The following is a 19,130-nucleotide window of genomic DNA, read 5'->3' as shown; positions in this document are numbered from 1 at the left end:
CCGGGACGAGGAGCGGAGGATTGTCTCGCGCGGACCTGTCCCATCCTACTGCAACGTCGGGTCGAGCCGGTCGCGCAGCCAGTCGCCAATCACGGACACTGCCAGCGTGGTGATCACGATGGTGGTGGCCGGGGCCAGCATGATCCAGGGCGCCCGGGTGAGGTATTCCCGGCCGTAGCCGACCATGTTGCCGAGGCTGGTCATCGGCGGCTGCACGCCGAGGCCGAGGAAGGACAGGCCCGATTCCATCAGGATCACCTCGGGGAAAACCAGCGTGGTCGAGACGATCAGGGTCGAGGCGATGTTGGGCAGGATGTGCCTGAGATAGATCCGCTGCGGCGTCGCCCCTAGCTGGCGGACCGCGGCGGCGTAGCCTTGCGCGTTGGCGGAGATGGCAAGGCCGCGCGCGATGCGGGCGTAGCGCTCCCAGCCGAACAGGCCCATGAGGCCGATCAGAAGCGGCAGCGAATTGCCGAAGAAGGCGAGCACGGCCAGCGCCATGATCAGGAACGGCATGCTGGCCTGGAAGTCGGTCAGCATCAGCACGAGCTGCTCGGCGGCCCCGCGGAAATGCGCGGCGAGGAAGCCGAGCGTGGTGCCGACGATCGCCGAAATCGCGGTGGCGCCGAAGGCGATCAGCAGCGAGATGCGGATCGAGACGAGAAGCCGCGACAGCACGTCCCGGCCGAGCTCGTCGGTGCCGAGCCAGTGCGCGGCGTTGCCGGGCGCCGCCAGCCGGTTGCGCAGGTCGAGCTGGGTATAGCCATATGGCGCAATTTTTTCGGCGAAGGCGGCGATCACGAGCATCGCGACGATCCAAGTCACCGCCAGCGCAACCGAGACCGGGATTGCCGGCAGCCCGATGCGGCGGCTAGTGGTATCCTTCAACGTGGCGTCGGTCATGCATGCGCTCCCTTGGCGCGCAGCCGCGGATCGAGGAAGCCGTAGAGGAAGTCGACGATCAGGTTTGACGTGACCATGGTCATCGCGACCAGCAGCAGGATGCATTGCACGACGGCAAGGTCGCGGTTGGCGACGGCGACCACGAGCAGGCGCCCTACTCCCGGCCAGGCGAACACGCTCTCGACCACCACCGCGCCCGCGATCAGCGTGCCCACCATGAAGCCGAGAATGGTCACGGTCGGGATCGCCGCGTTCGGCAGCGCATGGGACGTCACCACCTTGCGCCACGGCAGGCCTTTGGCGGATGCGGTGCGGATATAGGGCTGGCCCAGCACCTCCAGCATGGCGCTGCGGGTGAAGCGCGCCAGCACCGCGGCGCCCCCTAAGCTCAGCGTCGTGATCGGCAAGATGGCATGGCGCCAGCTGTCCTGCCCGCCCGACGGCAGCCAGCCGAGCTGCACGGCGAAGACCAGAACCAGGATCAGCGCGAGCACGAAGCTCGGCACGGTGAAGCCCGCGACCGCCGTCGTCATCACGGCACGATCGATGGCGGAACCCCGGTGCAGCGCCGCGTAGATGCCGGCGGGAACGCCGAGCGCGACCTTGAAGAAGAAGGCCGGAAGGGTCAGCGCCAGCGTCGCCGGGATGCGCTCCAGCACCAGCTCGATCGCGGGCCGTCCGTCGCGCATGGAGCGGCCGAGCTCGCCCTTGGCGATGGCGCCGAAATAGTCGAGATACTGAAACCAGATGGGATCATCGAGGCCCCAGGCCTTGCGGAACGCCGCAAGCACTTCGGGCGGCGCCTCCGGTCCCAGGATCATCAGCGCGGGATCGCCCGACAGCCGCAACACGACGAAGGCGAAGGTGACGACGAGGACGATCGTGAGCGCAGCGCGCCCGATGCGGATGGCGAAATAGCGTCCCATCACGCCGCATCCCGCGTTTGCGCGCCCGTGACGAGATGGCAGGCCACCTGCCGGTCGCCGCCGACGGCCGCCAGCGCCGGCACCTCGCTCGCACAGCGGGCGATGGCGCGCGGGCAGCGCGGATGGAAGGCGCAGCCTTGGGGGCGCGCGGCAGGGTTCGGCGGATCGCCCGCCAGGACGATGCGGCCGGCGCTGCGGCGGCCCGGCGCCGGCGACGCCGAAACCAGCGCCTGGGTATAGGGATGCTCGGGGCGCGCGAACAGATCGTCGGCGCTGCCGATCTCGACGATGCGGCCGAGATACATCACCGCGACGACGTTGCTGATCTGTCGGACGACGCGCAGATCGTGGCTGATGAACAGCAGCGTCAGCGACAATTGCGCCTGGAGATCGCAGAGCAGGTTCACCACCTGGGCCTGGATCGAGACGTCGAGCGCGCTGACCGGCTCGTCGCAGACCAGGAAATCGGGCTTGGTGGCGAGCGCCCGCGCCAGCACGATGCGCTGGCGCTGGCCGCCGGAGAGCGCGCCGGGATAGCGCGCACCATGCGCCGGCGTCAGCTCGACTGCGCGCAGCAATTCGCGGACGCGCTCCTCGCGCTCCGCGGGCGTGCCGATGCCGTGGATGTCGAGCGGCTCGCGGATTTGCGCTGCGACCGGCAGGCGCCGGTCTAGCGCGCCGAGCGGATCCTGGTAGATCATCTGCATGCGCGCCCGCTGCGCGCGCCATGCGGCCGTTGCGGGCACGGCCATCGGCTTGCCGTCGAACCGCACCTCGCCGCGATCGGGCGGCTCGAGGCCGAGCACGATACGTCCCGTCGTCGATTTGCCCGAGCCGGACTCGCCGACCAGACCCAGCGTCTGCCCCCTGGCAATCGCGAGCGACACGCCGTCGACGGCGTGCACGGCCGTAGCCCGGCCGAACATTCCCGAGCGCATCGCATAGCTGCGCGAGATCGCGGACACCTCGACGAGCGGCGGGCTCATTCGGCGGCGATCCCAAGCAGGGAGCGGCGGGAGGCCTCGGCCCGGATGCAGGCGACGCGGCGGTCATCTGCGATCGGCGCCAGCGCCGGCGCGGCAAGGCCGCACGGCTCGGACGCCAGCGCGCAACGCGGCGCGAAGGCGCATCCACCAGGCATCTTTGCGGGATCAGGCACCGTTCCGGGAATGGCGGTGAGACGCCGCCGGGGTCCGTCGAGCGGCGGCAGCGCGCCGATCAGGCCCTGCGCGTAGGGGTGCGCGGGATCGGCGAAGAGCTGGTTGCTGGGGGCTTCCTCAATGATGCGGCCGGCATACATCACCGCGACGCGGTCGCAGTTCTCGGCGACGACGCCGAGATCGTGGCTGATCAGCACCATCGCCATGCCGAGCTCGCGGCGCACCGTCGAGAGCAACTCCAGGATCTGGGCCTGGATGGTGGCATCGAGCGCGGTGGTCGGCTCGTCCGCGATCAGGAGGTCCGGATTTCCGGCGAGCGCCATCGCGATCATGACGCGCTGGACCTGGCCGCCGGAAAACTCGTGCGGATAGGCGTCCAGCCGCCGGCCCGCGTCGGGAATGCCGACGAGATCGAGCAGCCGCCGCGCCTCCGCCTTCACGGCTTGGCCTTGGAGATCGCGATGCAGCGCCAACGCTTCGCAGAGTTGCCTGCGGATCGTCAGCACCGGGTTGAGCGCGCTCGCCGGATCCTGGAAGATCATGGCGATGCGCCCGCCCCTGACATGGTCGAACTCGGTGGCCGGAGCGCCGAGGATCTCGCGCCCTTCGAGCCGCACCTTGCCGGAGACCTGCGCATACCGCGGCAACAGGCCGAGCGCGGCGAGCCAGGTCACCGATTTGCCGGAGCCGGACTCGCCGACGAGACCGAGGGCCTCGCCCTTATGCAGAGTGAGATCGACGCCGCGCAGGACCGGCACGCCGCTGAAGGCGACGCGGAGACCTGCAATGTTGACCAGCGGCGCCACGGCTACGCCTCGAAATTGCCGGCGCGGAAATCCATCGCGAAGGCGGGTGCTGCCTTCCACTTGATCGATTTCGGCTTCGCCGTGAACGTCGCGTTCTGGTGCAGCACCGTGTAGGCGGGGTCCTCGCGCTCGGCGATCTCCAGCATGCGGCGGAACGCCTTCTTGCGTGCGGCCCGGTCCGTCGAGGTCTCCAGGAATTCGGAGAGCTTGTTCAGCTCGACGTTCGTCCACTCGCCGATCTGCTGCTGCTGGCCGTTCGGTCCATGCTGGGCCACCAGCGAGGACACGGGATCGTTGAACGCGGCCGAGTTTGACCAGTCGCGCACCGCGCGCGCGGGTCCACGTTCCATGATCTGCGACCAGTTCTCCTTGGTCTCGATCTGCACGTTGAGGCCGACCGACTTCCACATCTCGACCAGGATCTGCGCGGTCGCGACCTGGTTGGTGTAGTAATTGTTGAGCAGGCGATAGGGAATCGGGTCGCCCTTGTAATTGGCTTGCTTGAGCAGATCCTGCGCCAGCTTCGGATCAAACGCGGGCACGGCCCAATCGGCGTTGAACATGTCGCCGTAGAATTCCCATTGCAGCCCCTTCGGCACGCGGGTGCGGCCGGCCCACAGGCTGTCGACGATGGCCTGGCGGTCGATCGCATGGGTGAAGGCGCGCCGCACCAGCGGATTGGCGAGCACGGCGTGGTTCTTGTCGAACACGGTCAGGCGGTGGTTGAGGATGGTGCCGCCCTGCACTTCGAACGCCGAATTCTTCTCGATGCCGGCGATCTGGTCCGGCGGGATGTCGCAGGCGAACTGGTATTCGCCCGACAGCAGTCCGTTGATGCGGCTGGCGACCTCAGGTACTTCGAGGAAGCGGATGCGCTTCAGCGGGGGACGGCCGCCCCAATATTCGTCATGCGCTTCCAACGTCAGCGAGACGTCGGGCTTGAGCTCGACGACCCTGTAGGGCCCGGTGGTGATCGGCTTGCGCGCCCAGTCGAGATAGCTCGCGGATTCTTCCCAGGCGCGGCGGTTCATAATGTCGGAGCCGTAGCGCTGCAGCCGTCCCTCGATGGTGACGTCGGGCGTCGCGTTGTAGAAGCGCACGGTGTACTTGTCGACGGCATCGACGCGCGCAAGGTCCGGCCAGATGCGGCGGGCGACGGCGGGCACGTCGGGCGGCAGCTCCTTGCCCGGCCGCGGCGTCGGGATCTTCTCGAACGCCTTGATGGTGGAGCGGTTCTTGGCCTCGGTGTCGCCGAACATGCGCTCGCGGCTGAAGGTGAAGACGACGTCCTCGGCGGTCATCTCGTCGCCATTGTGGAACTTGACGCCCTGGCGCAGCTTCACCTCGACGGTCTGGTCGTCGATGCGGCGCCATTCGGTGGCAAGGCCCGGCACGGCTTCGAGATTGCCGCGCCAGTTCTTCGAGATCAGGCCTTCCCAGATCGAGGAGAAGAACACGCGCTCGCCGACATTGGACTGCTCGCGCAGCACGTCGAGCACGTTGGCGTTGGTGACTTTTTGCACCGCGATCGTCACCGACGGACGGCTGTCGCCCTGCGCGATGGCAAAGCGCGGCAGCAGCAACGTGCTTGCGGCCGCGCCGCCGGATTTCAGGATGGTGCGACGGGTAAGCTTGCTCATGGCGGTAATTCCTGCCCTGGATGATGCGGTTATTCGGCGAGACCGAGCGCGGCGAGATAGGCTGCGCCGGCGCGGACGTCGTCGTGATTGCGAAGTTCGAGGATCAGTCGCGGGTTGGACGTCAGCCGGCCCAGCGCGCGGAACACGGCGACCCAGGGGATGTTGCCCTCGCCCGGAGCCCAGTGCCGGTCGGCAAAGCCGTCGGTGTCCTGCAGATGCACATGAGTGAGCATGTCGCCGGCGGTCTCGACGTAATAATCGACCGGCGGCGCGCCGGTGGAGATGTGGGCGTAGTTGGCATGACCGGTGTCGAGCGAGACGCGAACCCTGGCGCTTTCGAGCGCCCTGGCGAGGCGCACCCGGTCGCGCGGATCCTTGTCCTCGATGTTCTCGATGACGATCTCGCAGCCGATAGTTTCCGCGCGCGCGACGACTTCGGCGAGCGTCGCCTTGACGCGCTCGACGAGGTTGTTGCGATTGTCCGGATAGAGATCGAGATTGTTATGGTCCCAGGTCGTGAACGGCGAATGGATCACCATCTGCGTCGCGCCGAGGAACTCGGCGGCATCCAGCCCCTGAAGCAGGCGCTTGGTCACCGCCTGGCGGATCATGGGATCGTGGCTGTCGATCTTGAAGCCCCAGAACGGACCGTGGATGCCGAGCCGTCCGGTATGGCCCGACAGCATCTGCTTGATCTCGCCGGCGGTGCTGCGCCAATCGCTGTCCAGAAGATCGGCGCGGAAGAAATCCTGGATCTCGAGATCGCGCTGCCGCTCCAGAAGCCAGTCGCGATGCGCGGGAATCGATTTGATGGACAATGCGGCGCCCAGCACCGGCTTCGACATGGCTTGCTCCTTGACCGTCAGCGATGACGGGAGCAGCGCTAGACCAGTTCGATGACAGGCCGGTGAAATGCAAATTCTGCAGCGCCGGGAGATGTGGACATCCTGCCGACGATGCGCTCGGGTTCAGGCAGCCGCGATCGCGCACCGATGCCGAACGGACACATCGCAACCGGTATTCGTGTCCGTAGTGATCCGGAATGGAATCCTAACCAAGCTTCGCGTACATCGCGGGACATCGATCGGCGGCCACTTCCACGGGCATCACCCTCTGATCGCGCTACATGGGGTTGGGGGACCACATGGGGCGGGGGATTGAAGGCTGGGGCAAGGTGACGAGGTCCGGACTCCTAGGCACTCCGGACCTCGACACTTTCTGAGATTGAACGCAATGACGCGCCGTCCGGCTGGGGCATCCGGGCGGCGCGTTGTCGTTTCAGCGTCGTGTTGCGCTCAGCGCGTCTGCGGCTCCAGAGTTACCGTGCAGTCGCCCTGTCCTTGCGTCGCGACCACGATGTTGCCCGCGGGAGCACCGAGGGCGATCGGAGCGGACGAGCCGCCGCCGGGCATCTGGACGATCACGCTCATGGAATCCCCGCGCGCGGTCGATCCCACGGTCGAGGGTTCTGCCTGGGCGACGTTACCCGAAGCGTCACGCCGCATGATCTGGCAGTTCACATTGCTTGCACCGGTTGCTGCCATGCTCGATGAAGCGCTGCCGCCCATTTGCGCGCGGGCCCGCGACGGATCGCGCGGCACCTGGCTGACGATGCGATGCGTGCGCGGCTCCACGATGACGACCTCGTCTTCCGTCGCGAAATATTCGTAGTCGCGATATGCCGGCTCGATCGACACGATCTCGGGCGGCAGCCGGTGGAGTCGCACGCGCGGCGGAATCGTCTCGCCGATCCGGATCGAGATGTTCAGGTTGCGCTCCGGCTGGGCCAGGCGTGCACGGCTCACCGTTTCGGAGATCCGCACCTGCTTCTCGGTGGTCACCTGGGTCTGCTGATTGACCTGCGTGTTGGTCTGGGTGGTCTGATTGGCTTGATTGGTCTGCGTGCCGGATGGCGCGGTCTGCGCATTGTTGGTCGGAGCCGTCCGGCTCGTGTCCGTTGCCGTGGCTGGCCGGTCGGTCTGCTGCGCCGGCTGCTGCTGATCGGCCGCATTGCGCGGCGGCTGGGTCTGGTTCTGCTCCTTCTGGTTGGTCGCAGCCCCAGTCCGCTCGTTCTGCTGACCAGCGGGGCCGGTCTTGGATTTCTCGGACTCGGCCGTTGATTTCTGCGGCGCAGACTTGTCCTGCTTATCCTGCTTGGTCTCAGCGCTGCTCTTGCTGTCGCGGCCCGGCTTGGTGCTCTCGGCCTCACGGTTGCGGTCGCGCGCAGGCTCGCGGGATTCTTGTGCCTGGTCCCTGCCCTTCGGCTGGTTACGCTCGGCAGAATTGGCCGGCTGGCGCTTGTCGTCGCTCGCCTCCTGCTTGGCAGCGCCGCCCTTTTCTTCGCGGCCCGCGCCCTGCAGTCGCTCCTGGGCGCCAGGTGCGCGCTCTTGAACACGTTCCTGAACCCGTTCTTGGGCGCCGCCGCGCTGCGGCCCAGCGCCTTTCGCGGGCTCCTCGGTCCGTTTCGGCTCGTCTCTGCGCTCACCGGGCCCCTGGGCGTAGGCGAAGCCGGAAGCGAGCATCAATCCAATGGCCGCAGTCGATAGCATCAAGTGCTTAGGCATGGTCCCTCTCCTCGAGAATTCGCAACAACACACGCGAACGTTCTGTAGGTGCGAAGGTTCCTGAGCAGGAACGAGGGGCCGAGTTACGCCTGGCTCACATCGGGTCCTTGAGCGTGAGGCGGGCTGTGAATGTCACGCTGGTCTTGCCGACCAGCGCCATGCCTTCGACCTCGGCGCCGCCGGCGGAATAGTCGCCCGAGAAGCCGCAGGTGACCTCCCTGCCGCCGAAGGCGAGCGTCCGGCCGACGGCCTCGGTATGCTGGTTGACGATCATGTCGCCGCGCCACTTGCCGTTCCGGAAGGTGTAGCTGCCGGTGTAATAGAAATAGCTGTCGCCGCCCATGATGCGCCCGTCGCAGAGCATGACGACGCCCCTCGCCTGGCCGCGCTTGCCGTCGCGCATCTCGATGTCGAAGATGTAGAGGCCGTTGACGACCCTGGCCTCCTCCTGTGCTCCATCCACCGCCGACATCCGATCATCTCCCCACCGATCCGCCGCACTGATCAGTTCGGCACGTTCCGCTCGAGATCCTCGAGCCAGGCCGCCGCGCTCGAATCCGACGGCGCGCGCCAATCGCCGCGGGGCGACAGCGAGCCGCCCGCCGAGACCTTCGGACCGTTCGGCATCGCCGAGCGCTTGAACTGGCTGAAGGCAAAGAAGCGGCGCAGGAACACTTCGAGCCAGCGGCGGATCTCCGGCAGATCATACGCCCTGCGCCGGTCGCTCGGGAAGGCCGGCGGCCATTCGCCCTTGGCCACGTCCTTCCAGGCGTGCTGCGCCATGAAGGCGATCTTGGACGGCCGCATGCCGAAGCGCAGCGTGTAGAACAGGTTGAAATCCTGCAGCTCGTACGGTCCGACCGCCGCCTCCGTGCTCTGCGGCTTCTGGCCGGCCTCCACCGGCACCAGCTCGGGCGAGATTTCGGCTGCCAGGATCGCGGCGAGCGTGCGGTTGACGTCGTCGCTGAACTGCTTCGACGAGATCACCCAGCGGATCAGGTGCTGGATCAGCGTCTTCGGCACACCGGCATTGACGTTGTAATGCGCCATCTGGTCGCCGACGCCATAGGTGCACCAGCCGAGCGCGAGCTCGGAGAGATCGCCGGTGCCGATCACGATGCCGCCGTGATGGTTGGCGAGCCGGAACAGATAATCCGTGCGCAGGCCGGCCTGAACGTTCTCGAAGGTGACGTCGTAGATCTTCTCGCCCCGGCCGAAGGGATGACCGATGTCCTTCAGCATCTGCGTCGCCGTGGTGCGGATGTCGAGTTCCTGCCAGCTCGTGTGCAACGCCTGCATCAGCGCCAGCGCGTGGCTCTTGCTTTCGCTGCCGGTGGCAAAGCCCGGCATGGTGTAGGCCAGGATATTCTCGCGCGGCAGGCCGAGCAGATCGACCGCCTTGGCGGCGACGATCAGCGCGTGCGTTGAATCGAGTCCGCCCGAGACGCCGATCACGACGCGCTTGGTGCCGGTGGCACGCATGCGCTGCACGAGGCCGGCGACCTGGATGTTGTAGGCCTCGTAGCAATCATGCTCGAGCAGGCTTTCGTCGCTCGGCACGAACGGGAAGCGCTCGACCTTGCGCAGGAAGCCGATGTCGGCGGCCGGTGGCTTCAACGCGAATGTCACTTTGCGGAAGAACGCCTCGCGCTGGCGGCGGTTATCGTCGAACGTGCCCATCAGCGCGCGCTCCTGCCTCAGCAGGTCGAGATCGATATCCGCAATGGTGATCTGGCCGCTCTGCCGGAACCGCTCGCCCTCGGCCAGCAGCACGCCGTTCTCGTAGATCGAGGTCTGGCCGTCCCAGGACAGATCCGTGGTCGATTCCCCTGCCCCGGCGGCCGCGTAGACGTAGGCCGCGAGGCAGCGCGCCGATGTCGATTGGCACAGCAGCGCGCGCGAGCGCGCCCGGCCGATCGTGATCGGGCTGCCCGAGAGGTTGATCAGCACGCTCGCGCCGGCGAGCGCGAGCTCCGAGGCCGGCGTCACCGGGATCCACATGTCCTCGCAGATCTCGACGCCGATAGTGAGGCCCGGAACGTCCTCGGCGGAGAACAGCAGGTCGACGCCGAACGGGGCATGCAGCCCGCCGAACGCGATCGTCTCTCCGACCATGCCGGCACCGGAGGCGAAATGCCGGCCCTCGTAGAATTCGCGGTAGGTCGGCAAATAGGTCTTCGGCACCACGCCGAGAACGTTGCCGCGATGAATGACGACGGCGCAATTGTAGATGCGATGACCAAAGCGCAGCGGTGCGCCGACGATCAGGACCGGCATCAGGCCTGCGGAGGCCTCGACGAGGCCGGCGAGACCGCGTTCGACCGCGTCGAGCAGCGGGTCCTGCTTGACCAGATCCTCGATCGCGTAACCGGACAGGCACAGCTCGGGAAACACGGCGACCGCCACCGACTGCTCATGGCAGGCATTGGCTGCGGCCAGCACCGCCTTTGCGTTGGCCGAGGGATCGGCGACATGGGACGTGGTGACACAGGCCGCCACGCGCGCAAATCCATGGGCGTAGATCGAGTGGAAAGTCATCGAGCGCAGTACCCTTGATCTCTTCGCTGCCGAAGCCGTCAGCACCTAACCATATGTAGCCCATCGGCCCGGTCCCGTGCAGGCCATCCGCCGTCATGCATAACGGATTTGCAGGGCCGCCGGTTCGCGCCCGACGAGCTCAGGCGCTGCGGGCCAGCACGCCCGACAGGTCGTCGCGCAGCCATTCGGCGATCCGCGGCCAGGCATGCGCGTGGGTGCGCGCGCCCATGAACAGGCCGAGGTGGTTGCTCGGCTCGGAAGCCGCCGCAATGAAGGCCGGCGGCGTGCCGAGCAGACCAGCCGTGGCGAGCGCCTGCGCAGCCGGCACGACGTCGTCGTCGAGCCCGGCGAGCAGGAAAACCGGCGCTTTGACGTCCTTCGGATCGATCGTGCGGCCGAGCGCCTTGAAGCTGCCGCCTGCGATCTGGTTCTCCCGGAAGATCCGGTTGACCACCTCCAGATAATACGCACCCGGCAGATCGAGCGTCTCCGCGTTCCAATGCTCGAAGCGCGCGAGCAGCGCCGCGCCTTCCTCGTCCGACAGGTCTCTCTGCAATGCCGCCACGATATCATCGCGGTTTGGCGCCTTGGACCACAAGTGAAGCATCTCCCCGCCGCTGACATTGCCGCCACCGCGTGCGACGAGCTGGTCGTACACCATCTCGGGCGCGTTGCGGGTGAGCCGGCACAACGGCGACTCGATTGACAGGTCGACGGGCGCGCCTGCTAGCACCAGCCGCCGCACCTTGGCCGGAAAGCGCGCCGCATAGAGCAGCGACAGCCAGCCGCCCTGGCACAGGCCGACCAGATCGACCGGCGCGCCGATCTCGTCGATGGCGACGTTGAGGTCGCCGAGATAGCTGTCGATCGAGAGATAGCGCATGCCGGGGGTGGCCGATCGCCAATCGGTGAGGTAGATCCGGTCGATGCCGCCGGATTGCAGAGACTGCACCACGCTGTGGCCAGGCGCGAAATCGGCGATCAAGGCCCGGTGCAGCGCATAGGGCGCGCACACCAGCACCGGCTGGCCGGACCGGCCCTGCGAGCAATCGCGCAGGTGCATCGTCGCGAGCTCGAGCGCAACACGGTTGGGCGTCGTCCACGGCAGCTTGCTCTCGTCCTGCTCAGCCCGACCGCGCTCGACCCACCAGAAGCACGCGTCCATGGCCAGCCGGGCTGCCGTGAACGGCCATAGCAGCGGCTGGTCGGGTGCATGGTCCGATCCGCCCGCCTGTTTGCCGATCTTGTCCACCATGACGAGGTCCTTATAGAAACGCCTCGAGGCTGACGACGGAGATGCCGAGGTCGCGAAAGCTTCGATGGGTCGCGGCCACGGAGCCGTCGAGATCGATGCCGCGGCAGGCGTCCTCGATCACGGCCACCTCCAACCCGGCCTTGCGCACATCCTCCGCTGAGAAGCGGACGCAGAAATCCAGCGCCAGCCCGGCGACAAAGACCGTCTTCAGCTCGCGTTCGCGCAAATAGCCGAGCAGGCCCGTCGCCGTCTTATGGTCGTTCTCGAACAATGCCGAATAGGAATCGATGCCGCGGCGAAACCCCTTGCGCACCACCAGGCTCGCCCTGACCACGTCGAGATCGCGGTGGAATTCGGCACCCGAGGTGCCCTGCACGCAGTGCGCCGGCCAGAGCACCTGGGTGCCATAGTCGAGCTCGATGGTCTGGAACGGCTGCTTGCCCGCATGATTCGTCGCGAACGAAACATGGTCGCGCGGATGCCAGTCCTGGGTCAGCACCACATTGACGAATTTTTGGGCGATCCGGTTGATGGCGGGGACGACCTTCTCACCGCCGGGAACGGCGAGCGCTCCGCCCGTGCAGAAGTCGTTCTGCACGTCGATCGCCAGCAGCACGTCGCGGTCGGAAATCTTCATCGCCAGTCCCATCCATATGCCCGGTGCAGCGGCCGCCGGACAGGCCCCACTAGTGTCGGCCTTCCCGCCCGGCTTCGCAACCGCCGGCACCGTGCAAAACCTGCGCGAATTGGTCACTGGACCATCGCCAGCATGCAACGGTTTGGCCTCGTCCGTGTTGACTAGGCGCACCCGAGGGCGGATTCTCGAAACTGTCGGGACGGGTGGATGGGGTCGAAGGCGCGGAGGAGAGGGTTGCCGAGGCCGGAAGGCGGCGGCAACCACGAGATCATGAATATCGGCAAGACAGGACAGATTCTTCTCGCCGATATCGGCGGCACCAATGCGCGCTTCGCGCTGAGCCGGAGCGAATTGGGCCAAGGCGGTCAAACCGGACCGATCGACTATGTGAAAGTCGCCGATTTCCCGACGGTTCGGGAGGCCATTGCGGACGTCCTGGCGCGCCGGGCCGGTGGCGAGCAGCCCCGCAGGGCTGTGCTCGCCGTGGCGGGACCCGTCACCAACAACCGCTGCGTCATGACCAACAGCCCCTGGGTCATTGACGGCAACGAACTGCAAGAGGCTCTGGGCTTCGACAGCGTCCACGTGCTCAACGACTTCGAGGTGGTAGCCTGGTCCCTGCCCGCCTTGCAGCCTGTCGATCTGATCCCGCTCGGCGGAGGCGATGGCCTGTCCGGCGAGCCGTTGCTGGTGGTCGGACCCGGAACCGGCTTTGGCGTCTCCTGTCTGGTCCAGCGCCATGGCGCGCGCCTCGCCGTGGTCACCGAAGCCGGACACGCGACCCTGCCGGCGGAGGATGAGCGCGAGGAACGCGCGATCGCGTGCTTGCGGCGGCGCCTCGGCCACGTCTCCATCGAGCGCGGCGCCCTCTCGGGATCCGGGCTGCAAAATCTCTACGAAGCCTTGGCGGAAGTCGACGGCGCTCAGGTGCCGCATCGCGATGCCGCCGGCATCACCAAGGCGGCCCTGGAGGGCAGTTGTCCCGTCAGCCGGGCGACGCTTGAGATGTTCTGCGCCATCTTGGGCTCGGTCGCCGGCAATCTCGCGGTGACGTTCGGCGCCCGCGGCGGCGTCTATGTCGCCGGCGGAATCGTGCCGCGCTTTCCCGAGTTCCTGATGGCCTCCGCGTTCCGTGCGCGCTTCGAGGCCAAGGGTCGGTTCCAGGACTATTTGCGCAACATCCCGACCCGGCTGGTAATCAAACCAGATGCGAGCTTCGTCGGCCTGAAGATGTTTGCCGACCATAATGTGGATTGAGCTACGGGAACTCTCTCCACGCGTTGGTTCCAATATTCACAGGTGATTCAGCTTCCGGGCGGTTCCACGCATGAACACGCTTGCCTCCATGTTCCCGATGCGAAACAATCAAGCCGTGTGTGGCGTAGTTGCGGGGGCGTGACATGCGTAAGCAGGATCTGGGTTTCGACTATCACCGCTATCATCGCCTGCTGAGCGAGGCCGATGACGAAGACAAGCGGCTGGCCCTGATCAATCTCTTGATCGAGGAAAAGGCGCGAGACCGGCTGGCCGCACAGCGCGCCTCGGACCGGGCGGCCATGACGGCCCATACCATTGCCAGGGTGCTGAAGAACGGCCGCAACTGAGGTGCGGCGTCTTCGTCGTCATCGATGCGGCATCGGTGCCGTCGCTCAGTGCGGCGCTTTGGCCGGGACTTCGGGAAACATCGAATCGATCATCGCCTTGAGCTGATCCATCGCGATCGGCTTGCGCAGGATCGGCCGACGCCGGAGCAAGGACGGCAGCAGCTCTGGCCCGTAGCCGGTGGCGAACAGGAACGGCTTGCCGCGACGTTCGATCAAGTCGGCGACGGGATCGACGTAGACGCCCATGAGGTTGATGTCGAGGATGGCCAGATCGTATTGCGCGGTCATGGCAAACGCGCTCGCGTCCCGCACATTGTCGGCTTCCGCGACGACGTGGTGGCCGAGTTCCACCACCATGTCGGCGATCATCATCCGGATCAACGCCTCGTCTTCGACCAGGAAAACGGAGAGTCCGTCCGCCATTTCAACTCCGCAGTCAGCTTGCGAAGCTAACCATACATCAATTGCGGAAGGGATACACGAATTCGTGGCGGGCGCCGTTAATTCAGAGGCGCCCGATCCGATTCAACTTGATCAATCCAATCCGCGCTCGTGGCTGAGGCGCACCATCTCCTGGATGAAGACCTGCTTCTGCTTGTCATCGAGGCTCGAATAGAGCGGCTCGGCGGCGTCGGCGACATTGCGCTGGTCGGCGGCGCGGTCGATCAGGAACTGCGCCTCGTTCCGCATCTGCTCGATGATGTCGTCGGGCGGATCCCGCTTGGCGCGCGCAACCCGCAAGTTGAGCCGCTCTGCACCATTATGTCCCAGGTAGTGCATCGCGCTCGAGAAACCGTACCAGTGCTTCTCCTGCTCGGGCGTGAGGTTCAGCTCGGTCTTGATCCGCTCGATGTAGGAATCGCTGTTGGCCACGATCTGCTCGGCGGTCTGCTGCGGCGCGCCGGGCTGGGTGAGGACGGTGACGTCCTTGTTGTCCTTGCCCTGCGGTGCGTTCTTCGCCTCCTTGCTCGCCTTGCCGCCCTTGCCCCCTTTGGCACTCTTGGCGTCCTTGTCCTTGGCTGCGCCCTGCTGCTTGGCGTCCTTGCCGGACTCCTTGGCGGCCGGCGGCGGAGTGCCGGCATTGTTGTTGCCGACGCCGAGCACGCCGGTGAAGACGCCGACGACGCCGCCGATTGCGCCGCCCAGCACGCCACCGACCGGACCTGCCGCCTTGTTTCCGGCAGCCGCGCCGTCCTGAACGCCTTTGACCAGACCTTGCGCATTGGCCGCCGCGGCACCGAGCAGCAAGGCGAGCACGGCCCCGAGCGCGATGCATCGCCGCATGTGAAGCCGCGCTGACGGCGCCGGGTTGATCATTCTCGTCTCCATCGTCGATCTCGCTCGCCTGTTGGGCGGCAGCCAAGCCGCCCGCCGCAACTCTATCGTTTCCACCGCTTCGCGGTCCAGCCGCGGCCAAGTGCTGTCCACGCCGAAAAGTCTTTCGCGCGAAGCGGTTATGCAGGCTTGTTCGAAACTGCGGCGTAATTGCGCACGGATCGTTCCGGGCCGACTCACGCGAAGTGTGCGTCGCAAAAACAAGCATTCGCAGCGCATCAGGACACAACGTTAGTTCTACGTACGAGCCTCTCGGGTTTCTCGACAGACGCGATCAATCATGATCTGATCGCGCTACCAATTTGTTGCGGCATCGGTGAATTGCCATCGGGCCGACGGCATCAATAAGAAAATCGAACAACAAGAAACTCGGAAAAGACGTCTTAGAGGAAACTCCAACAACAACACCCAAGCGAGGAAACGAGATGTCACGCAAGAGACTGACGCGACGTCAATTTGTGGCTGCCACTGCAATGTCCTCCGCGGCGCTGATCTCGGCGCCCTATGTCCGGGGCGCTTCCGCTGCCGGCAAGCTCTCGATCGGCTTCTGGGACCATTGGGTGCCAGGCGCCAACAAGGCCTCGACCGAGCTCGTCAACGAATGGGCCGCCAAGGAGAAGGTCGAAGTCACCATCGACTACATCCCCAGCCAGGGTAACAAGAACCTGCTGACCATCGCCGCCGAAGCGCAGGCGAAATCCGGCCATGATATCTTCGCGATGCCAACGTGGTGGGCGCATTCCAATGCCGACCAATTGGAGAACGTTGCCGACATCATGGGGCCGATCATCGCCGAGAACGGCGAGGTGAACGGCACGGCCAAATATCTCGGCACTGTCGGGACCAAGTGGCTCGGCGTTCCCGCCTGCGTCGGCAGTCAGATCAAGGGCCCCTGCTCCCGCATCGACCTGATGAAGAAGCACGCGGGGATCGACGTACAGGAGATGTATCCGGCCGGCGCTCAACCCAAGGCCGACAATTGGACACTGGAGACATTCCTGAAAGCTGCCGAAGCCTGTCATAAGGCGGGCGTCCCGTTCGGCATCGGCCTCGGCGAGACCACCGACAACGTCGATACTGCCGGCGCGATCTTCCTGTCGTTCGGCGCCCAGCTCGTCGACGCCAAGGGCAATCTCACCGTCAAGACCGACGCGGTTCGTCAGGCGCTCGATTTCTACAAGAAGCTGATCGGCTTCCTGCCGCCCGATGTCGCAGCCTGGGACGACGCATCCAACAACAAATGGCTGGTCTCCGGCAGGGGTGCGATGATCATGAATCCGCCGAGCGCCTGGGCCGTCGCCAAACGCGACGCGCCGCAGGTTGCGGAGCAATGCTGGACCCACGGCTTCCCGGCGGGGCCGAAGGGCCGCTTTGCACCCTACCTGCCGTATTTCTGGAGCATATGGAACTTTTCCAAGAACAAGGAAGCAGCGAAGAGCCTGCTGGTGGCGTTGTCGAAGCCGGCAGCCATCGAAAAGATGGTCACGGCCAGCGGCGGCTACGACCTACCGGCTTATGAGAAGCTGACGACGCTGAAGGTCTGGCAGGAGGAGGGCCCGCCGAAAGGCACGCTCTACCACTATCCAAATCCCTTCAAGCATCAGACGCTGTCGATTGCAGCTTCGCCTGCGCCGCCGAAGATCGCACAGCAGATCTATGCGCAGGCCACGCTCACCAAGATGTGCCTGCGGTATCACCAGGGCGAATCGATGGAGAAGACGCTCGCCTGGGCCGAAGGCGAATGCGAAGGCTTCATGCGGAGCTGAACCGGAACGGCTCGCCGCGACGGCCTCACGCCGCTCGCGGCGAGTCTTCTGTCTCACTCACCTGACGAGAGCCGACGGCTTCGGCTCTCGAACCTTCCAAAAGTCGGGTCTACCGACCAAACCGCGCGAGGAAATGCATCATGGCGGATGTCGCATTGCAGCCAGACAGGGCTGGCGCAGCGCAACCGGCGCGAAAACGCTCCAGTCTGCAAAAGGCACTCAAACGCAAATCGACTGCGGCGTTCCTGATGACGCTGCCGCTGATCATTCTCATCACGCTTCTGGTGCTTTATCCCGCGTTCTATTCGCTTCACCTGGCGACGCTCAACAAGTCAATGCAGAGATTCGTCGGTCTCGGCAACTTCGAGTTCCTGTTCAAGCGCGACACGTTCTGGCTGGTCGTCAAGCAATCCTGCATCTTCGCCATCACCGCCGTTCTGTTCAAAGCGCTGATCGGGTTCATCGTCGCGCACTTCGTCCACAACATTCCAGCCAAGGGCCAGCGCAAATGGCGCGGCATGCTGCTGGTGCCCTGGGTGATCCCGCCCGCCATGAGCACGCTGGCATGGCTGTGGCTGTTCGACCCCTCCTATTCCGCGTTCAACTATACGCTGTCGTTTTTCGGAATCGGTCCGATCCCGTGGACCGGCGACGCTGCCTGGGCGCGCTTCTCCGTCATCCTTGTCAACGTCTGGTACGGCGCGCCGTTCTTCATGATCATGTATCTGGCGGCCCTGAAATCGGTGCCCGACCAGCTCTATGAAGCCGCGGCCATCGACGGCGCCAATTGGTGGCAGCGGATCTGGTACGTCACGCTGCCGATGATGCGCAACATCATCGCGATCACGACGCTGTTCTCGCTGATCGTGACCTTCGCCAATTTCGACATCGTGCGAATCCTGACCGCCGGCGGTCCTCTCGACCACACCCACATCTTCGCCACCTGGGCCTTCAGGATCGGCATCGAAGGAAGCGATATTCCGCTGGGCGCCAGCGTCTCCCTGTTCATGGTGCCAATCCTGGCGGTCGCAGCGATATTCATCCTGCGGGACGTCAACAAGCGCGGGAATGAAGCCTGATGAGCTCAGTCACGATAGACAAGGCCGCGCCGTCGCGAACGGTCAAGTATGGAAGCATGAGCCGCGACCGCAAATGGGCGCTGCGGTGGTCGTATTTCTTCCTGACGCTGTTTGCGATCTTCTCGCTGCTGCCGCCCATCTACATGCTGATCACCTCGCTCAAGAGCAGCGCCGAAATCTCGGCGGCGACCAATCCATGGTGGGTCTTCCATCCGACTCTCGAGAACTATGTCGGCCTCTTGACCTCGAACCAGTTCCTGCGGTTCTTCTGGAATTCGGCGCTGGTGTCGATTTTCGTGGTCACCATCACGATGCTGATCAGCGTGCCCGCGGCATTCGCCCTGGCGCGGATGCGGTTCTGGGGCTCGGCCACGCTGGCGACCGGCGTGTTCCTGACTTACCTCATTCCGGACAGCCTGTTGTTCATTCCGCTGTTCAAGGTGTTCGCCCTGTTCGGCGACTGGACCGGCATCCAGCTCATCAACCGCTGGTACGTGCTGCTCTTCATCTATCCGACGCTGACGGTGCCGTTCTGCACCTGGATCATGATCGGCTATTTCGCCTCGATCCCGAAGGAGCTCGACGAGGCCGCGATCATCGATGGCGCCTCCTGGTTCCAGACGCTCACCCGGATCTTCATTCCGGTGGCGCTGCCGGGGCTGATCGCCGCGACCATCTTCGCCTTCACCGTGTCATGGGCGCAGTTCCTCTATCCGCTCGTGTTCACGACGTCCACGGACCAGCTCGTGCTGCCGGTCGGCATCATCACGACGCTGATCAAGGGCGACGTGTTCAACTGGGGACAGATCATGACCGGCGCGCTGCTCGGCGCGGCGCCGCCGCTGATCATCTACGCGTTCCTGATGGACTATTACATTGCCGGCCTGACCGCCGGTGCGACAAAGGGTTGAGGACTC

At 65.3% G+C, this 19,130-nt stretch carries 18 protein-coding genes; 5 read left to right on the top strand and 13 right to left on the bottom strand.

The annotated features are described in order from the left end of the window. Window positions 1-45: 45 nt before the first annotated feature. The 11 genes from WI560_RS15405 to pncA all read right to left on the bottom strand — a co-directional run bounded on the left by WI560_RS15405 (window position 46) and on the right by pncA (window position 12,441). Window positions 46-903 carry an ABC transporter permease gene (locus WI560_RS15405; RefSeq protein ID WP_257179800.1) on the bottom strand — a complete coding sequence of 286 codons (858 nt, stop codon included), beginning with the start codon at window positions 901-903 and terminating at the stop codon, window positions 46-48. Next, a complete protein-coding gene (locus tag WI560_RS15400; RefSeq protein WP_375308666.1) occupies window positions 900-1,829 on the bottom strand; it encodes an ABC transporter permease in 930 nt (309 codons plus the stop codon). The genes WI560_RS15405 and WI560_RS15400 overlap by 4 nt, the downstream gene beginning before the upstream one ends. After that, the gene (locus tag WI560_RS15395) at window positions 1,829-2,815 is read right to left on the bottom strand and encodes an ABC transporter ATP-binding protein (RefSeq protein ID WP_375308665.1); all 987 of its coding nucleotides are present in this window, start codon (window positions 2,813-2,815) and stop codon (window positions 1,829-1,831) included. Before WI560_RS15395 ends, WI560_RS15400 begins: the two co-directional genes overlap by 1 nt. After that, window positions 2,812-3,795, bottom strand: coding sequence for an ABC transporter ATP-binding protein (locus WI560_RS15390; protein WP_375308664.1), 984 nt, complete (start codon window positions 3,793-3,795; stop codon window positions 2,812-2,814). The genes WI560_RS15395 and WI560_RS15390 overlap by 4 nt, the downstream gene beginning before the upstream one ends. A 2-nt stretch (window positions 3,796-3,797) precedes the next feature. Further along, the gene (locus WI560_RS15385) at window positions 3,798-5,435 is read right to left on the bottom strand and encodes an ABC transporter substrate-binding protein (RefSeq protein WP_375308663.1); all 1,638 of its coding nucleotides are present in this window, start codon (window positions 5,433-5,435) and stop codon (window positions 3,798-3,800) included. A 29-nt stretch (window positions 5,436-5,464) separates the two neighbouring features. Beyond that, on the bottom strand, window positions 5,465-6,280 hold the full coding sequence (locus tag WI560_RS15380) for a sugar phosphate isomerase/epimerase family protein (protein ID WP_375308662.1): 816 nt from the start codon (window positions 6,278-6,280) through the stop codon (window positions 5,465-5,467). A gap of 450 nt (window positions 6,281-6,730) precedes the next feature. Beyond that, complete coding sequence (locus WI560_RS15375) at window positions 6,731-7,957, bottom strand: DUF1236 domain-containing protein (protein ID WP_375308661.1); 1,227 nt, start codon at window positions 7,955-7,957, stop codon at window positions 6,731-6,733. A gap of 136 nt (window positions 7,958-8,093) precedes the next feature. Further along, complete coding sequence (locus WI560_RS15370) at window positions 8,094-8,471, bottom strand: GrlR family regulatory protein (protein ID WP_375308660.1); 378 nt, start codon at window positions 8,469-8,471, stop codon at window positions 8,094-8,096. A 32-nt stretch (window positions 8,472-8,503) separates the two neighbouring features. After that, window positions 8,504-10,537, bottom strand: a complete 2,034-nt coding sequence (locus WI560_RS15365; RefSeq protein ID WP_375308659.1) for an NAD(+) synthase — start codon at window positions 10,535-10,537, stop codon at window positions 8,504-8,506. A 139-nt stretch (window positions 10,538-10,676) separates the two neighbouring features. Then, window positions 10,677-11,792, bottom strand: coding sequence for an alpha/beta fold hydrolase (locus tag WI560_RS15360; protein WP_375308658.1), 1,116 nt, complete (start codon window positions 11,790-11,792; stop codon window positions 10,677-10,679). Window positions 11,793-11,802: 10 nt separating this feature from the next. Next, window positions 11,803-12,441: a bifunctional nicotinamidase/pyrazinamidase gene (gene pncA / locus WI560_RS15355; protein WP_375308847.1), complete on the bottom strand. Its 639-nt coding sequence runs from the start codon at window positions 12,439-12,441 to the stop codon at window positions 11,803-11,805. A 258-nt stretch (window positions 12,442-12,699) separates the two neighbouring features. On the opposite strand from pncA, the gene glk reads away from it, so the two are divergent. Together glk and WI560_RS15345 are read left to right on the top strand one after the other, a co-directional pair. Further along, window positions 12,700-13,686, top strand: a complete 987-nt coding sequence (glk, locus tag WI560_RS15350; RefSeq protein ID WP_375308657.1) for a glucokinase — start codon at window positions 12,700-12,702, stop codon at window positions 13,684-13,686. Window positions 13,687-13,829: 143 nt separating this feature from the next. Then, window positions 13,830-14,033: a hypothetical protein gene (locus WI560_RS15345; protein WP_375308656.1), complete on the top strand. Its 204-nt coding sequence runs from the start codon at window positions 13,830-13,832 to the stop codon at window positions 14,031-14,033. 45 nt (window positions 14,034-14,078) lie between these two features. On the opposite strand, the gene WI560_RS15340 is transcribed toward WI560_RS15345, so the two are convergent. Then, the gene (locus WI560_RS15340; protein ID WP_257179810.1) at window positions 14,079-14,456 is read right to left on the bottom strand and encodes a response regulator; all 378 of its coding nucleotides are present in this window, start codon (window positions 14,454-14,456) and stop codon (window positions 14,079-14,081) included. Window positions 14,457-14,567: 111 nt separating this feature from the next. After that, complete coding sequence (locus tag WI560_RS15335) at window positions 14,568-15,350, bottom strand: Spy/CpxP family protein refolding chaperone (RefSeq protein WP_375308655.1); 783 nt, start codon at window positions 15,348-15,350, stop codon at window positions 14,568-14,570. A 443-nt stretch (window positions 15,351-15,793) separates the two neighbouring features. Between WI560_RS15335 and WI560_RS15330 the strand changes: the two genes are divergently transcribed. The 3 genes from WI560_RS15330 (at window position 15,794) to WI560_RS15320 (ending at window position 19,124) form a co-directional block, all read left to right on the top strand. Next, entirely contained in the window at window positions 15,794-17,134 is a 1,341-nt protein-coding gene (locus tag WI560_RS15330; RefSeq protein WP_375308654.1) for an ABC transporter substrate-binding protein, read from the top strand. 140 nt (window positions 17,135-17,274) lie between these two features. Next, complete coding sequence (locus WI560_RS15325; RefSeq protein ID WP_028136374.1) at window positions 17,275-18,213, top strand: carbohydrate ABC transporter permease; 939 nt, start codon at window positions 17,275-17,277, stop codon at window positions 18,211-18,213. Continuing rightward, window positions 18,213-19,124, top strand: coding sequence for a carbohydrate ABC transporter permease (locus WI560_RS15320; RefSeq protein ID WP_375308653.1), 912 nt, complete (start codon window positions 18,213-18,215; stop codon window positions 19,122-19,124). Before WI560_RS15325 ends, WI560_RS15320 begins: the two co-directional genes overlap by 1 nt. The last annotated feature ends 6 nt before the right edge of the window (window positions 19,125-19,130 follow it).

The organism is Bradyrhizobium sp. A11 (assembly GCF_042077125.1).
Taxonomy (GTDB): Bacteria; Pseudomonadota; Alphaproteobacteria; order Rhizobiales; family Xanthobacteraceae; genus Bradyrhizobium; species Bradyrhizobium japonicum_B.
This window is presented reverse-complemented; position numbering and strand designations above follow the sequence as displayed.

Bases quoted from the DNA above. Each gene is read 5' to 3' on its own strand.
- WI560_RS15405 (WP_257179800.1), bottom strand. From the start codon at position 903: ATGACCGACGCCACGTTGAAGGATACCACTAGCCGCCGCATCGGGCTG.
- WI560_RS15400 (WP_375308666.1), bottom strand. From the start codon at position 1,829: ATGGGACGCTATTTCGCCATCCGCATCGGGCGCGCTGCGCTCACGATC.
- WI560_RS15395 (WP_375308665.1), bottom strand. From the start codon at position 2,815: ATGAGCCCGCCGCTCGTCGAGGTGTCCGCGATCTCGCGCAGCTATGCG.
- WI560_RS15385 (WP_375308663.1), bottom strand. From the start codon at position 5,435: ATGAGCAAGCTTACCCGTCGCACCATCCTGAAATCCGGCGGCGCGGCC.
- WI560_RS15380 (WP_375308662.1), bottom strand. From the start codon at position 6,280: ATGTCGAAGCCGGTGCTGGGCGCCGCATTGTCCATCAAATCGATTCCC.
- WI560_RS15375 (WP_375308661.1), bottom strand. From the start codon at position 7,957: ATGCTCGCTTCCGGCTTCGCCTACGCCCAGGGGCCCGGTGAGCGCAGA.
- WI560_RS15370 (WP_375308660.1), bottom strand. From the start codon at position 8,471: ATGTCGGCGGTGGATGGAGCACAGGAGGAGGCCAGGGTCGTCAACGGC.
- WI560_RS15365 (WP_375308659.1), bottom strand. From the start codon at position 10,537: ATGACTTTCCACTCGATCTACGCCCATGGATTTGCGCGCGTGGCGGCC.
- WI560_RS15360 (WP_375308658.1), bottom strand. From the start codon at position 11,792: ATGGTGGACAAGATCGGCAAACAGGCGGGCGGATCGGACCATGCACCC.
- pncA (WP_375308847.1), bottom strand. From the start codon at position 12,441: ATGGGACTGGCGATGAAGATTTCCGACCGCGACGTGCTGCTGGCGATC.
- glk (WP_375308657.1), top strand. From the start codon at position 12,700: ATGAATATCGGCAAGACAGGACAGATTCTTCTCGCCGATATCGGCGGC.
- WI560_RS15345 (WP_375308656.1), top strand. From the start codon at position 13,830: ATGCGTAAGCAGGATCTGGGTTTCGACTATCACCGCTATCATCGCCTG.
- WI560_RS15340 (WP_257179810.1), bottom strand. From the start codon at position 14,456: ATGGCGGACGGACTCTCCGTTTTCCTGGTCGAAGACGAGGCGTTGATC.
- WI560_RS15335 (WP_375308655.1), bottom strand. From the start codon at position 15,350: ATGATCAACCCGGCGCCGTCAGCGCGGCTTCACATGCGGCGATGCATC.
- WI560_RS15330 (WP_375308654.1), top strand. From the start codon at position 15,794: ATGTCACGCAAGAGACTGACGCGACGTCAATTTGTGGCTGCCACTGCA.
- WI560_RS15325 (WP_028136374.1), top strand. From the start codon at position 17,275: ATGGCGGATGTCGCATTGCAGCCAGACAGGGCTGGCGCAGCGCAACCG.
- WI560_RS15320 (WP_375308653.1), top strand. From the start codon at position 18,213: ATGAGCTCAGTCACGATAGACAAGGCCGCGCCGTCGCGAACGGTCAAG.